The organism is Caballeronia zhejiangensis (assembly GCF_022879815.1).
Classification (GTDB): domain Bacteria; phylum Pseudomonadota; class Gammaproteobacteria; order Burkholderiales; family Burkholderiaceae; genus Caballeronia; species Caballeronia zhejiangensis.
On record NZ_CP084283.1, the window covers coordinates 1,715,928 to 1,730,813 of the forward strand.

The window sequence follows — 14,886 nt, forward strand, 5'->3', positions numbered from 1 at the left end:
CTGATGCGTGTCTGTGTGTACGAGCAGCGAAACCGGGGAACGTCCGTTCGCCCGGTTTCGATCAAGCAATGCTTACTTGGCGATGACCTGCGCGCCCTTGAGGCGGCCGAACGCGCCTTCCACGAGCACCTTCTGCTGCTCGTAGTGCTTCGCGTAGTAGCCGACCGCCGGCGATGCCGATGCAGGACGGCCGCTGTAGGCCAGCTTCATGCCTTCGCGCATGCCTTCGCGCAGATGGTGCTCGACGTAGAACCAGGCGCCCTGGTTCTGCGGCTCGTCCTGCACCCACACGACTTCGGTCGCGTTCTCGTACTTCTTGAGTTCCGCGTCGAACTGCTTGTGCGCGAACGGGTACAGCTGCTCGATACGCACGATCGCGACATCGTTGCTCTTCGCTTCGCGGCGATGCGCGATGAGGTCGTAATAGACACGGCCCGAGCACACGATCACGCGCTTGACCTTCTTCGCCTCGATGGCTTCGTCCGTTTCGCCGATGACCGGCTGGAACGAGCCCTTCGCCAGTTCCGACAGATCGGACACGGCTTCCTTGTGACGCAGCAGCGACTTCGGCGTGAAGATGATGAGCGGCTTGCGGAACAGGCGGATCATCTGACGGCGCAGCAGGTGGAAAACCTGCGCCGGCGTCGTCGGCTGGACCACTTGCATGTTGTGATCCGCGCACAGTTGCAGGAAACGCTCGATACGCGCCGACGAGTGCTCCGGACCCTGACCTTCGTAGCCGTGCGGGAGCATCATCGTGAGACCGGAGACACGGCCCCACTTCACTTCGCCCGACGAGATGAACTGGTCGATCACGACCTGCGCGCCGTTCACGAAGTCGCCGAACTGCGCTTCCCACGCGACGAACGTGTTCGGTTCAGCGGTCGAATAACCGTACTCGAAACCGAGCACCGCTTCTTCCGACAGCACCGAGTCGATCACCGTGAACTTGGCCTGGCCTTCCGCGATGTTCTGCAGCGGAATGTACGTGCCGTCGTTCCAGCGCTCGCGGTTCTGATCGTGCAGAACGGCGTGGCGGTGCGTGAACGTGCCGCGGCCCGAGTCCTGGCCCGTCAGACGCACGGCATAGCCCGATGCGACCAGCGATGCGAACGCGAGGTGCTCGCCCATGCCCCAGTCGAGCTTGGCTTCGCCGAGACCCATCGCGCGGCGGTCGTTGATGACGCGCTCGACGAGCGGGTGAACCTTGAAGTTTTCCGGAATGGTCGTGATGCGCTCGGCCAGACGCTTGAGTTCCGCGAGCGGCACCGCCGTGTCGGCCGCGTCGGTCCACTTGCGGTTCAGGAACGGCACCCAGTCGACCGCGTACTTGCTCTTGTAGTTCGAGAGCACCGGATCGATCGTGTGATGGCCTTCGTCCATCGCCTGACGATATTCCTTGACGAAGTTGTCCGCTTCCTCGGCCGTGATGACGCCCTGTTGCACCAGCTTTTCGGCGTAGACGGCGCGCGTGCCCGGATGCTTCGCAATCGTCTTGTACATCAGCGGCTGCGTGACCGCCGGCGTGTCCTGCTCGTTGTGACCGAGCTTGCGGAAGCAGATGATGTCGACGACCACGTCCTTGTGGAACTTCATGCGGAAGTCGATGGCGAGCTGCGTCGCCAGCACGACGGCTTCGGGATCGTCGCCGTTCACGTGCAGCACCGGCGCCTCGATCATCTTGACGACGTCCGAGCAATACAGCGTCGAGCGCGCATCGCGCGGATCCGACGTCGTGAAGCCGATCTGGTTGTTGATGACGATGTGCAGCGTGCCGTGCGTGCCGTAACCGCGCGTCTGCGCGAGGTTCAACGTTTCCATCACGACGCCCTGGCCCGCGAAGGCCGCGTCGCCGTGCACTTGCACCGGCAGCACTTGCAGGCCTTCTTCGTCGCCGCGACGATCCATACGCGCCTTGGCCGAGCCTTCGACCACCGGATTCACGATTTCGAGGTGCGACGGGTTGAATGCGAGCGACAGGTGAACCGGGCCGCCTTCCGTGGCGACGTCCGACGAGAAGCCCTTGTGGTACTTCACGTCGCCGGCCGGCAGGTCATCGACGTGCTTGCCTTCGAATTCGGCGAAAAGGTCCGCCGGCATCTTGCCGAGCGTATTGACGAGCACGTTCAGACGCCCGCGGTGCGCCATGCCGATGACGATTTCCTGCACGCCGTTCTTGCCCGCGTGACGCACGACTTCGTCCATCGACGCGATGAAGCTCTCGCCGCCTTCCAGTGAGAAGCGCTTCTGGCCGACATACTTGGTGTGCAGGAAACGCTCGAGGCCTTCGGCGGCCGTCAGGCGATTCAGGATGTGCTTCTTCTTGTCGTTCGAGAAATTCGGCGTCGAGCGAATCGACTCGAGCTGCTCCTTCCACCAGCGCTTCTGTTCCGGATCGCTGATGTACATGAACTCGGCGCCGATCGTGCCGCAGTACGTGTCGCGCAGCGCCTTGACGATGTCGCGCAGCGATGCCTGCTCGAAACCGAAGTACAGGTTGTTCGCGTTGAACACCTGATCCATGTCGGCTTCGGTGAAGTCGTAGAAGCCGGGTTCGAGTTCGGGAATGGGGGGACGCTCGCGGCGCTTGAGCGGATCGAGATTGGCCCATTGCGTGCCAAGGAAGCGATACGCGCCGATCAGCGATTGGACGTAGACTTGCTTTCGCGCGGTGGTCAGATCACCGGTGCTTTCGCGCGGCAGAAAGGCGTTCGCCTTCGCGCGCTGAGCGAAAGATTCGACGATGGGGCCGTGAGCCACGTCGTTGTGAGCCGTGCCGTCCGAAGCGGGCACGTTCTGCAACGCGTCGAAGTAGGCGCGCCAGGTCTCGGGCACTGACGCGGGATTATCGAGATATTGCTCGTACAACTCTTCGACGTACGGAGCATTACCGCCGAACAGATAAGAGTTCGACTGGAATTGCTTCATCATTTTACGCTCACCTTTCTTCGAGTTTCTCGAGGAAGTGCGGGTTACGAAACCTTCCGCGCCACGGCCTGACCGTTTAGCGGATTGCGCGAATCAAGTCTGCTTGGAAGGACCTAAAAAGCGACAGCTAATCCGAGAAGCATAGCACAGAACGAATAGTCATATGACGTATCGCCGCATGTGCCCTCGCCTCGTCGTCGCCTCGCCATCCTTTACGCAACAAGGATGTGCGGGCTATTCTGAGATAAGCAAGGGTGCGTTGCGAGGCATCGAAGAATGACAAAAGCCGCCCGAAGGCGGCTTTTGTTCCGACGTTGCTCACAGATGCATGCGCAGCTTATTCGGCGTTGGCTTCGCGGCTTGCGCGGCGACGCTCGTGTTCTTTCAGATGACGCTTGCGCAGACGAATCGACTGCGGCGTGACTTCGACGAGCTCATCGTCGTCGATGAACTCGACCGCGTATTCGAGCGAAAGCTGGATCGGCGGAACAAGACGCACGGCTTCGTCAGTGCCCGATGCGCGCACGTTCGTCAGCTGCTTGCCTTTGATCGGATTCACGACCAGGTCGTTGTCACGGCTGTGAATGCCGATGATCATGCCTTCATAGAGCGCATCGCCCGGCGACACGAACATGCGGCCGCGATCCTGCAGCTTCCACAGCGCATAGGCGACGGCAGCGCCATCGTCCTGCGAGATCAGCACGCCGTTACGGCGCTCGCCGACCGAGCCTTCCTTCACCGGCGCGTACGAATCGAAGGTGTGGCTCATCAGGCCCGTGCCGCGCGTGAGCGTCAGGAACTCGCTCTGGAAGCCGATCAGCCCGCGCGCCGAAATCTTGTACTCGAGACGCGTGCGGCCACGGCCATCCGAGGTCATGTCGAGCATTTCCCCCTTGCGGCGGCCGAGCTCTTCCATCACGCCGCCCTGATGCTGGTCTTCGATATCGACCGTCAGGTTTTCATACGGCTCGCACTTCACGCCGTCGATTTCCTGCAGCACCACGCGCGGACGCGACACGGCCAACTCGTAACCTTCACGGCGCATGTTCTCGACGAGAATCGTCAGATGCAGTTCGCCGCGGCCCGACACTTCGAACGTCGTTTCGTCGCCGGTGTCTTTCACGCGCAGCGCGACGTTGTGATTCAGTTCCTTCGTCAGACGATCGCGGATCTGGCGGCTCGTCACGAACTTGCCTTCCTTGCCTGCGAGCGGCGACGAGTTCACGAGGAAGTTCATCGTGAGCGTCGGCTCGTCAACGGTGATCATCGGCAGCGCTTCGGGATTGTCCGGCGAGCAGATGGTCACGCCGATGCCGATTTCCTCGATACCGTTGATGAGCACGATATCGCCGGCCTGCGCCTCTTCCACCTGCACGCGCTCGAGGCCGTGGAACGACAGCACCTGATTGATCTTGCGATTCAGGATCGCGCCGTCCGGACCCGAGCGCACGGCCACCTGCATGCCCGGGCGGATACGGCCACGCGCGACACGGCCCACGCCGATACGGCCGACGTACGAGTTGTAGTCGAGCGACGTGATCTGAAGCTGCAAAGGACCGTCCGGATCGGCCGGACGCACGGGAACGTGTTCGAGAATGGCTTCGAACAGCGGGCGCATCGTGCCTTCGCGGACATCGGGTTCGAGGCCGGCGAAGCCGTTGAGACCCGACGCGTAGACGATCGGGAAGTCGAGCTGCTCTTCGGTCGCGCCGAGCTTGTCGAACAGATCGAAGGTCTGGTTGATCACCCAGTCGATACGCGCGCCCGGACGGTCCACCTTGTTGACGACGACGATCGGCTTCAGGCCGAGCGCGAGCGCCTTCTTCGTGACGAAGCGCGTTTGCGGCATCGGGCCTTCGACGGCGTCGACGAGCAGCAGCACGGAATCGACCATCGACAGCACGCGCTCCACTTCACCGCCGAAGTCCGCGTGTCCCGGCGTATCGACGATGTTGATGTGCGTGCCTTCGTATTCGACGGCGCAGTTCTTCGCCAGGATCGTGATGCCACGTTCCTTTTCGATGTCGTTCGAGTCCATGACCCGCTCGGCGACCTGTTGGTTTTCCCGGAAGGTGCCCGACTGGCGGAGCAACTGGTCGACGAGCGTGGTCTTGCCGTGGTCGACGTGGGCAATGATGGCGATATTGCGGAGGGCGCGAGTCATAGAAAGTGTCTTGGTTGTGCGCCGTAAGAGCGAGTCCCTTCTGTTGCGAGACTCCGTGGCTCGGCAAGCCCCCTCTGGAAAGCGTCATGCAAGCATGACTACGCGGGCCCGGCGCGGTGAGAACCGAAGAGTATAGCACGCACGGATGGCTAAACCTGGCAATAGGACTCAACCCGTAAATCGGGCCAGCAACTGCCGCATGTCCGCGGCGTCGGGTCGCGACGAACCGCAGGCCGGGCGCGGGCGGATTGTTAAGCATATTCAGAAAAGATCCTTGCACGCCGCGAAACGCCTCCCTATAATCCTGCCTAGTCAACTATTGCAATCGCACAAATATTCTTATGAGCGACGCTCCGAAATCCGCGGCGATCGGCGACTACGTGCTCGCCGAGAGCGTCGGCTATCTGATCAGCCGGGTCCGCTCGACCATGTGGAACATGGTCACGCAACACACGACGTCCGAACTGGGCATCACGAGCACGCAGGCAAGCATCCTGTTCATGCTGGCGGTCGGCAAATGCCTGACGGCGGCGGATATTGCCCGCGAATACGGCATCGATGCGAGCGCGGTCACGCGTCTCATCGACAGACTGGAAAAGCGCGGCCTGCTTTCGCGCGTGCGCAGCGAGGAAGACCGGCGCGTCGTGCGCCTCGCGCTGACGGACGAAGGTCACGCGACCGCGGAAAAGATACCCGCCATCTTCACGCGCGTACTGGACAACCTGCTCGCCGGTTTCACGCCGGAGGAAGTCGGCTTCCTGAAAAGCATGCTGCGGCGGATTCTCGCGAACTCGTGCGATCCATCCGTCGCGCCACTGCTGGGCGGCAACGATAAGCCTGGTACGTCATTGCGATGACAAGCAAATTCGTCATCGCAACCCTACAAAAAGATTGCAACGTCCACCTTTAATTTGCATCTCGAGAGACGAGATATGAACCAGCACTTCCTGTCCGCCATGCGCGGCGAAAGCCGTGCGAAGCGCGCCGTCGCCGCCGCGGTGGCCGCGCTCGCGCTCGCCGGCTGCGCGAACTATTCGGGCATTTCGAGCGACAAGCAGATCGCCGCGCCGGAAAACTTCGAGGCCACGCAAAGCGTGCCGGGCCAAGGCGGCCAATGGCCCACGCTCGACTGGGCGAAGCAGTTCGGCGATCCGCAACTGCCGCAACTGATCGACGAAGCGCTCGCCGACAATCCGAGCATCGCGCAGGCGCAGGCGCGCATCGCGAAGGCGTCGTCGTATATCGAGACGTCGCGCTCGGCGCTTTATCCGAAGGTCACCGGCTCGTATTCGTGGACGCGCGAACTCTATTCCGCCAACGCCCTCTTCCCGCCGCCTTATGGCGGGACGTGGTTCAGCGAGAACAACGTGCTCGCGAGCGCGTCGTGGGAACTGGATCTGTGGGGCAAGAACCGCTCGCGCCTCAACATGGCGGTATCGCAGCAGAAAGCCGCCGAAGCCGACATGCAGCAGGCGCGCGTGACGCTTGCGGCGTCGGTCGCGCGCACGTACAACCAGCTCGCGCTGCTCTACGCGCTGCGTGACGTGGCGCAACGCGAAATCGCGAACCGTCAGGACGTCGGACGCATCACGAACGGGCGCGTCGCGGCCGGGCTCGACACCAACGTCGAGCGCCGAACGGCGGAAGGCAACGTCGCGACCAGTCAGACGAACTCGACGGAACTCGACGGCCAGATCGAAACCGTCCGCTATCAGCTCGCGGCGCTGCTCGGCAAAGGCCCGGATCGCGGCCTCAAGATCGCGAAACCCGTGATCGACCCGAACGTTAACGTGACGCTGCCCGACAACGTGCCCGCCGATCTCGTCGCGCGCCGCCCGGATATCGTCGCCGCGCGCTGGCAGGTCGAAGCCGCGACCCACAACATCAAGGAAGCGAAGGCCGAGTTCTTCCCGGACATCAACCTCGCGGCGGCCTTCGGTTTCGACGCGTTCGGCTGGAGCCGCTTCCTGCAGGCGAGCAGCCGCCAGATCCAGGCCGGTCCGGCGATCCATCTGCCGATCTTCGACGCCGGCGCCTTGCGCGCGCAGTTGAAAGGCCGTTACGCGGACTTCGAAGGCGACGTCGCGAACTACAACCAGACGCTCATCAACGCGATGAACGATGTCGCGACCAACATCTCCGCAATCCGCTCGCTCGACAAGCAAATGGCCGACGCCCAGCGCGCGCTCGCGGCGGCGTCGAGCGCGTATCAGCTCGCCGTGATCCGCTACAAGGCCGGCCTGTCGCCGCAATTGCAGGTGCTCAACGCCGACGAAAACCGCCTCGCCAACGAGCAGGCCGTGACGAATCTGCGCCTGAAGCGCACCGATCTGCAGATCGCGCTGATCAAGTCGCTCGGCGGCGGATTCGACGCGACGAGCAGCAATCTCGCGATCGACCGCAGCGGACAAAGTCAGACGACGACGCAGGCGGCCAATCAGGCCACGCCGTCGAACTAAGCGCCCACAAGAACACGCATCGGACCAAAAACGGAATTTTCGGAGTCTTTCATGAGCGACCCTCAACAAAACGCAGCCGCGGCCGCCGCGCCCGCGCCGAAACAGAGCAACGGCAAACGCCGAGCGCTGATGACGCTGATCGTGCTCGTCATCATCATCGCGGCTATCGCGTACGGGCTGTACTACTTCCTCGTCGCGCGCTTCCACGAAGCCACCGACGACGCCTACGTGAATGGCAACGTCGTGCAGATCACGCCGCAGGTCGTGGGCACGGTGATCTCGGTGAACGCCGACGACACGCAGACCGTGAAGATCGGCGATCCGCTCGTCGCGCTCGATCCGGCCGACTCCAAGGTCGCGCTCGATCAGGCCGAGGCAAATCTCGCGCAGACTGTGCGCCAGGTACGCACGTTCTTCGTCAACAACAACCAGTACGAAGCGCAGATCGCGTTGCGCCGGTCCGATCTGTCGCGCGCGCAGGACGATTTGAAGCGCCGCATGCAGGTCGCGCAGACGGGTGCAGTCTCGCAGGAAGAAATCTCGCATGCCCGCGACGCGGTGCGCAGCGCGCAGGCTGCGCTCGACGCCGCCGAGCAGGAGCTCGCGTCGAACCGCTCGCTCACGGCCAACACGACGATCGCCGATCACCCGAACGTGCTCGCCGCCGCCGCGAAGGTCCGCGATTCCTACATCAACTACGCGCGCAACACGCTGCCCGCGCCGGTCACGGGCTATGTCGCCAAGCGCTCGGTGCAAGTCGGCCAGCGCGTGTCGCCGGGCAATCCGCTGATGGCGATCGTGCCGCTCAACGCCGTGTGGGTCGATGCGAACTTCAAGGAAGTGCAGCTCAAGCACATGCGGATCGGCCAGCCGGTCGAGCTGACGGCCGATCTGTACGGTTCGGGCGTCGTGTATCACGGCAAGGTGGTCGGTTTCTCGGCCGGCACGGGCTCGGCTTTCTCGCTGCTGCCCGCGCAGAATGCGACCGGCAACTGGATCAAGGTCGTGCAGCGCCTGCCGGTGCGCATCCAGCTCGATCCGAAGGAACTGGAAGCGCATCCGCTGCGTATCGGCCTGTCGATGAACGTCGACGTCACCATCAAGGACGAGCAAGGCGGCCAGCTCGGCAACGCGCAGAACACGGTCTACCAGACGAATGTGTTCGACAACTACGGCGCGCAGGCCGATCAGGAGATCGCGCGCATCATCCAGCAGAACGCGGGTACGGGTGCGGGCGCAGGGTCGTCGGCGCAGAGCGCGTCGCCGGCGCACGGGCGCGCGACGAAGTCGGCGTCGGCCGCCAAGCTGATGTAAGCGGACTCGCCACATGTCTTCGCAAAACGTCGTACATCCGCCGCTGTCGGGCGGAAAGCTCGTCATCGGGACGATCGCCGTATCGCTCGCGGTGTTCATGAACGTGCTCGACACGTCGATCGCGAACGTCTCGATTCCGTCGATCTCCGGCGATCTCGGCGTGTCGTCGGATCAGGGCACGTGGGTCATCACGTCGTTCGCGGTCGCCAACGCGATCTCGGTGCCGTTGACCGGCTGGCTCACGCAGCGTCTCGGGCAGGTGCGGCTCTTTCTCGGCTCGATCATCCTGTTCGTGATCGCGTCGTGGCTCTGCGGTCTCGCGCCGACGCTCCCCTTCCTGCTCGCCGCGCGCGTATTCCAGGGCGCCGTCGCCGGCCCGATGATCCCGCTGTCGCAAACGCTGCTGCTCGCGAGCTATCCGCGCGAAAAAGCGCCGATGGCGCTATCGATGTGGTCGATGACCACGCTGATCGCGCCGGTCGCGGGGCCAGTCCTCGGCGGATGGATCTCGGACAACATCTCGTGGCCGTGGATCTTCTATGTGAACATTCCGGTCGGCATCGCGGCGGCGCTCGCTACGTTCGCGATCTTCCGCGACCGCGATTCCGCGATCCGCAAGGCGCCGATCGACACGGTCGGGCTCGGGCTGCTCGTCGTCTGGGTCGGCTCGCTGCAGATCATGCTCGACAAAGGCAAGGATCTCGACTGGTTCAACTCGACGACGATCGTCGTGCTCGCGCTCATCGCCGTGATCGCGTTCGCGTTCTTCATCGTGTGGGAGCTGACGGCGGAGCATCCGGTCGTGGATTTGTCGCTCTTCGAGCTGCGCAACTTCACCGGCGGAACGATCGCGCTGTCGATCGGATACGGGCTCTACTTCGGCAATCTCGTTCTGCTCCCGCTGTGGCTGCAGACGGATATCGGCTACACGGCGACGAACGCCGGTCTCGTGATGGCGCCCGTCGGCGTGTTCGCGATCCTGCTTTCTCCGATCACCGGCAAATTCCTGCCGCGCACCGATCCGCGTTACATCGCGACCGCCGCGTTCCTCGTCTTCGCGCTGTGTTTCTGGATGCGTTCACGCTACACGACCGGCGTCGACACTTGGGCGCTCACGATACCGACGCTGATTCAGGGCATCGGCATGGCGGGCTTCTTCATTCCGCTCGTGTCGATCACGCTGTCGGGCTTGCCGGGACATCGAATTCCGGCGGCGTCGGGGCTGTCGAACTTCGTGCGGATCATGTGCGGCGGCATCGGCACGTCGATCTTCTCGACGGCGTGGGAGCATCGTTCGATCGTGCATCACGCGCAACTCGTCGAAAGCGCCAATTCGTACAACCCGGTGTTCGCGAATTCGATGCAGCAGATGGGCGCGCTCGGTCTGACGCACGAGCAGACCGTCGGCCTCTATAACAGCATGGCGACGCAGCAGGCCGCGCAGCTCGGCGTGAACGACATGTTCTATATTTCGGCGGGGATTTTCGTCGCGCTGATCGTGCTGATCTGGATCACGCGGCCCGAGCGTTCGGGCGGTGGAGATTCGGCGGCGGCGGCATCGGCGGCGCACTGATCGCCTGACTGCTCCCAAAAGAACAGAGCCCGGTCGACATCGACCGGGCTCTTTTTCATTGCGCCGTGACGATGAGCCGTTCCGGCGCGAGCACACCCTCGCCCGCGCGCGCCACGCCCAGCAGACGGCCGCCTTCTTGCGCATAAACGCGCACGCGGCCTGCTTCGAGACGCGTTTTCACGACGTCCGCGAGCTTCAGACGTTGGCCGTGCAGGAAGCGCTGCGTCGCTTCGTCGTTCAACTGAACCGCGGGAAACGTGGATAGCAGTGCATCGACGGGCTGAAGCCGCTCGTCGCGCTCCGCTTCGCTCAGGCTCGCGAGGTGATCGAGCGTGACCGCGTGTTCGAGCGTCAGCGCGCCGACACCGGTGCGCCGCAACGCCGTCAGATGCGCGCCGCAGCCGAGCGCTTCGCCGATGTCCTCGGCCAGCGTCCGTACGTAAGTGCCCTTGCTGCACGTCACGCGAAACGTCACGAGGGGCAGCGCGCACGCGATCAACTGCAGCGCGTGAATCGTCACTTGCCTGCCCTCACGCTCGACCGTCTGACCGGCGCGCGCGTATTCGTAGAGCGGCTTGCCGTCCCGCTTGAGCGCCGAGTACATCGGCGGGACTTGCACGATTTCGCCGATGAACCGCGTCATCGCTTCGACGACGGCAGCTTCGTCGCACGTCACGTCGCGGGTATCCACCGCCTCGCCTTCGGCATCGCCGGTCGTCGTGCGGATACCGAGGCGCATCGTCGCTTCGTAGGTCTTGTCGGCATCGAGCAGGTCTTGCGAGAACTTCGTCGCTTCGCCGAAGCACAACGGCAGCAGACCGGTTGCGAGCGGATCGAGCGTACCCGTGTGGCCCGCCTTCTTCGCCAGATAAATCCGCTTTGCCTTGATGAGCGCATCGTTGCTCGACAGCCCGAGCGGCTTGTCCAGCAAGAGCACGCCGTCGAGCGCGCGGCGGGGAATCTTCGGACCGCCCCTCACTCACGCACCTTCTTCGTCATCTTTTGCGCGCGTCGCGTTTGCCTCGTCGATCAGGCGCGACATCTCGACGGCCTTCTCGATCGTCTGGTCATAGTGGAAATGCAGCGTCGGCACCGTGTGGATGTGCAGGCGCTTGAACAGCATATTGTGCAGATGTCCCGCCGCATGATTGAGCCCTTCCTGCGTCTGCTTCGGATCGCCCGTCAGCGTCGTGAAGTAGACCTTCGCGTGCGCGTAGTCAGGCGTGAGCTCGACGCTCTGAATCGTCACGAGTCCGACGCGCGGGTCTTTCACCTCGCGCATCAGTTCCGAAAGATCGCGCTGGATCTGATCCGCAATCTGCACGTTGCGGTTCGCGGATGTCCGTTTTTTAGCCATGATTTCGTTTCCGTATTCTTGTCGCGCCGCCTGAAGCAAAAAGGGCGGAGCGAGCCGCAAGGCTCACCCCGCCCTTTTTTCAGCGGCTAGCGCATTACAGCGTGCGAGCCACTTCCGTCACTTCGAAGACTTCGAACTGATCGCCTTCGACGATATCGCTGAAGTTCTTGATCGACATACCGCACTCGAAGCCCTGACGCACTTCCTTGACGTCGTCCTTGAAGCGCTTGAGCGAATCGAGCTCGCCGGTGTGAATCACGACGTTGTTGCGGATCACGCGCACCGACGAGGAACGCTTGACCACGCCGTCCGTGACCATACAACCCGCGATCAGGCCGACCTTCGGCACGCGGATGACCTGGCGCACCTCGACCATGCCCGTCACCGTTTCGCGCTTCTCCGGCGCGAGCATGCCGGACATCGCCGCCTTCACCTCATCCACTGCGTCATAGATGATGTTGTAGTAGCGGATGTCGATGCCGTTCGCCTCGGCCACCTTGCGCGCCTGAGCATCCGCACGCGTGTTGAAGCCGATGATGACCGCCTTCGATGCCGTCGCCAGGTTGACGTCCGATTCGCTGATCGCGCCAACCGCGCTGTGCACGATCTGCACGCGCACCTCGTTGGTCGACAGCTTCTGCAGCGACTGGACCAGCGCTTCCTGCGAGCCCTGCACGTCCGCCTTGACGATGAGCGGCAGGTTCTGCACTTCGCCTTCGCCCATCTGCTCGAGCATGTTCTCGAGCTTGGCGGCCTGTTGCTTCGCAAGCTTGACGTCGCGGAACTTGCCCTGACGGAACAGCGCAATTTCGCGCGCCTTGCGCTCGTCCGGCAGCACGATGACTTCCTCGCCCGCCGCCGGCACTTCCGACAGACCCTGGATTTCCACCGGGATCGACGGACCCGCCGTCTTCGTCGGCTTGCCGGTTTCGTCGAGCATGGCTCGCACGCGACCGTAGGCGCTGCCCGCGAGAACCACGTCGCCGCGGTTCAGCGTGCCCGACTGCACCAGAATGGTCGCGACCGGGCCCTTGCCCTTGTCCAGCTTCGCTTCGATGACGAGACCCTTCGCAGCGGCTTCCACCGGCGCGGTGAGTTCCAGCACTTCGGCTTGCAGCGACACGTTTTCGAGCAGATCGTCGATGCCCCGGCCGGTCTTCGCCGACACTTCGATGAACGGCGAATCGCCGCCGTACTCTTCCGGCACCACGCCTTCCGCGACGAGTTCCTGCTTCACGCGGTCGGGGTTCGCTTCCGGCTTGTCGATCTTGTTGATCGCAACGACGATCGGCACGCCGCCCGCCTTCGCGTGAGCGATCGCTTCCTTCGTCTGCGGCATCACGCCGTCGTCGGCTGCGACCACCAGAATGACGATGTCGGTCGCTTTCGCGCCGCGCGCACGCATGGCCGTGAAGGCCTCGTGACCCGGCGTGTCGAGGAAGGTGATGACGCCGCGCGGCGTATCGACGTGATATGCGCCGATATGCTGCGTGATGCCGCCCGCTTCGCCCGCCGCCACTTTCGCGCGACGGATGTAGTCCAGCAGCGAGGTCTTGCCGTGGTCGACGTGACCCATGACGGTGACAACCGGCGGACGCGGCAGCTTCTCTGCCGTTTCCTCGGTGGTTTCGCCTTCGATCAGCAACGCTTCCGGGTCGTCCAGCTTCGCCGCGACCGCGCGATGGCCCAGTTCCTCGACGACGATCATCGCCGTTTCCTGGTCCAGCACCTGGTTGATCGTGACCATCTGGCCGAGCTTCATCATCACCTTGATGACTTCCGAAGCCTTCACCGACATCTTGTGCGCGAGGTCCGCGACGGAAATGGTTTCCGGCACGTGCACTTCACGGACGATCGGCTCGGTCGGCGCCTGGAATGACGTCTGTTCCTGATGCTTGCCGCGACCCTTCGGACCGCCGCGCCAGCCGCGATCGACACCACCGCTCGAATCGCCACGCGTCTTCATGCCGCGACGCTTCGATGCGTCGTCCTGCTGCCAGCCGCCCTTGCCAGCCTTCTTCTTGTCGCCGGCGCCTGCGGGAGCCGTCGATGCGGGTGCCGGCGCGCCTGCAGCCGGCTTCTTCGCCGCTGCGGGACGTGCCGCCTGCGCGCCTTCCGGCTTCGCGGGCTTGTGCAGCGTGCCCTTCGCTTCGGCGGCCTTCGCCGCTTCGGCGGGCTTCGGTGCAGGCGCGGGTTCCGGCGCCTTTACTTGCGCCTTGCGCGGGGTGTTCATCATTTCGCGGATCGCGCGGGCTTCGGCTTCCGCCGCCGCACGGCGCTTCGCGATGGCTTCCTGCTCGAGCCGAGCCTTTTCGGCCTTCGCCTTCGCGTCTTCTTCCGCCTTCTTCGCGGCTTCACGCTGCGCGGCACGCTCGCTCGCAGCCTTCTCTTCCGCTGCCTTTTCGGCGGCTTCGCGCTGCGCGGTGTCGTCCTGCTTCGGTTCCGGCTTCGCTTCGACGGCCGGTTGCGTGCGCGCTTCCTGACGCGCAGCCTGCGCCGCACGCGAGATTTCGGCAGCCTGAGCCGCAGCCGCCGCGCGGCGCGCCGCTTCCTCTTCCTGCTTCTTGCGCTCGGCTTCCGCCGCTTCCTCGCGAGCGCGGCGCTCGGCTTCTTCGCGCTCCAGCTTCGCCTGCTGTTCCTTCAGCTCGCGCTCTTCGCGCTCGAGCTGCTCGGCGGCACGGCGCGCTTCTTCCTCGCGACGCTGCAGTTCGGCTTCGTCGACTTCCGGCTCTTCGACGTGATTCGGCGCGGCCTCGGCCTGCTCCACACCGGTTTCGTCGCGTTTCACGAAAACACGCTTCTTGCGCACCTCGACCTGAATGGTGCGAGCTTTACCCGTTGCGTCGGATTGCTTGATTTCCGACGTATGCCGGCGGGTCAAAGTGATCTTGCGCTTGTCGGCGTCGGCGGAACCGTGCGACTTGCGCAAATGATCGAGCAGACGCGCCTTGTCCGTCTCGGACAGATCGTCGTTCGCGCTCGCTTTCTGGACGCCAGCCGCCTGCAACTGCTCGAGCAGGACGCCCGCAGGCATTTTGAGTTCCGCGGCAAATTGGGCTACGTTGTTACTCGCCATTCATTCCTCTTGATG

At 63.6% G+C, this 14,886-nt stretch carries 9 protein-coding genes; 4 read left to right on the plus strand and 5 right to left on the minus strand.

What is annotated here, in order from left to right; translation table 11 throughout:
- Positions 1-72: 72 nt before the first annotated feature.
- Complete coding sequence (locus LDZ23_RS08215; RefSeq protein WP_008349241.1) at positions 73-2,931, minus strand: 2-oxoglutarate dehydrogenase E1 component; 2,859 nt, start codon at positions 2,929-2,931, stop codon at positions 73-75.
- A gap of 334 nt (positions 2,932-3,265) precedes the next feature.
- Positions 3,266-5,092: a translational GTPase TypA gene (gene typA / locus LDZ23_RS08220; protein WP_008349240.1), complete on the minus strand. Its 1,827-nt coding sequence runs from the start codon at positions 5,090-5,092 to the stop codon at positions 3,266-3,268.
- A 341-nt stretch (positions 5,093-5,433) separates the two neighbouring features.
- Between typA and LDZ23_RS08225 the strand changes: the two genes are divergently transcribed.
- From LDZ23_RS08225 to LDZ23_RS08240, 4 genes are all read left to right on the plus strand, one after another.
- Complete coding sequence (locus tag LDZ23_RS08225) at positions 5,434-5,949, plus strand: MarR family winged helix-turn-helix transcriptional regulator (RefSeq protein WP_008349239.1); 516 nt, start codon at positions 5,434-5,436, stop codon at positions 5,947-5,949.
- 75 nt (positions 5,950-6,024) lie between these two features.
- The gene (locus tag LDZ23_RS08230) at positions 6,025-7,551 is read left to right on the plus strand and encodes an efflux transporter outer membrane subunit (protein WP_051996634.1); all 1,527 of its coding nucleotides are present in this window, start codon (positions 6,025-6,027) and stop codon (positions 7,549-7,551) included.
- Positions 7,552-7,602: 51 nt separating this feature from the next.
- Positions 7,603-8,865 (plus strand): HlyD family secretion protein, encoded by a 1,263-nt coding sequence (locus tag LDZ23_RS08235; RefSeq protein ID WP_008349236.1) that lies wholly within the window; start codon positions 7,603-7,605, stop codon positions 8,863-8,865.
- Between the two features lie 13 nt (positions 8,866-8,878).
- Positions 8,879-10,438: a DHA2 family efflux MFS transporter permease subunit gene (locus tag LDZ23_RS08240; protein ID WP_034473204.1), complete on the plus strand. Its 1,560-nt coding sequence runs from the start codon at positions 8,879-8,881 to the stop codon at positions 10,436-10,438.
- Between the two features lie 55 nt (positions 10,439-10,493).
- On the opposite strand, the gene truB is transcribed toward LDZ23_RS08240, so the two are convergent.
- From truB to infB, 3 genes are all read right to left on the minus strand, one after another.
- Positions 10,494-11,417 carry a tRNA pseudouridine(55) synthase TruB gene (gene truB, locus LDZ23_RS08245; protein ID WP_034473205.1) on the minus strand — a complete coding sequence of 308 codons (924 nt, stop codon included), beginning with the start codon at positions 11,415-11,417 and terminating at the stop codon, positions 10,494-10,496.
- Complete coding sequence (gene rbfA, locus LDZ23_RS08250; protein WP_008349233.1) at positions 11,418-11,795, minus strand: 30S ribosome-binding factor RbfA; 378 nt, start codon at positions 11,793-11,795, stop codon at positions 11,418-11,420.
- Between the two features lie 94 nt (positions 11,796-11,889).
- Positions 11,890-14,871: a translation initiation factor IF-2 gene (gene infB, locus LDZ23_RS08255; protein WP_033536385.1), complete on the minus strand. Its 2,982-nt coding sequence runs from the start codon at positions 14,869-14,871 to the stop codon at positions 11,890-11,892.
- Positions 14,872-14,886: the final 15 nt, after the last annotated feature.

Coding starts and splice junctions, on each gene's coding strand:
- typA (WP_008349240.1), bottom strand. CDS start 5,092: ATGACTCGCGCCCTCCGCAATATCGCCATCATTGCCCACGTCGACCAC.
- infB (WP_033536385.1), bottom strand. CDS start 14,871: ATGGCGAGTAACAACGTAGCCCAATTTGCCGCGGAACTCAAAATGCCT.
- LDZ23_RS08215 (WP_008349241.1), bottom strand. CDS start 2,931: ATGATGAAGCAATTCCAGTCGAACTCTTATCTGTTCGGCGGTAATGCT.
- rbfA (WP_008349233.1), bottom strand. CDS start 11,795: ATGGCTAAAAAACGGACATCCGCGAACCGCAACGTGCAGATTGCGGAT.
- LDZ23_RS08225 (WP_008349239.1), top strand. CDS start 5,434: ATGAGCGACGCTCCGAAATCCGCGGCGATCGGCGACTACGTGCTCGCC.
- LDZ23_RS08230 (WP_051996634.1), top strand. CDS start 6,025: ATGAACCAGCACTTCCTGTCCGCCATGCGCGGCGAAAGCCGTGCGAAG.
- LDZ23_RS08240 (WP_034473204.1), top strand. CDS start 8,879: ATGTCTTCGCAAAACGTCGTACATCCGCCGCTGTCGGGCGGAAAGCTC.
- LDZ23_RS08235 (WP_008349236.1), top strand. CDS start 7,603: ATGAGCGACCCTCAACAAAACGCAGCCGCGGCCGCCGCGCCCGCGCCG.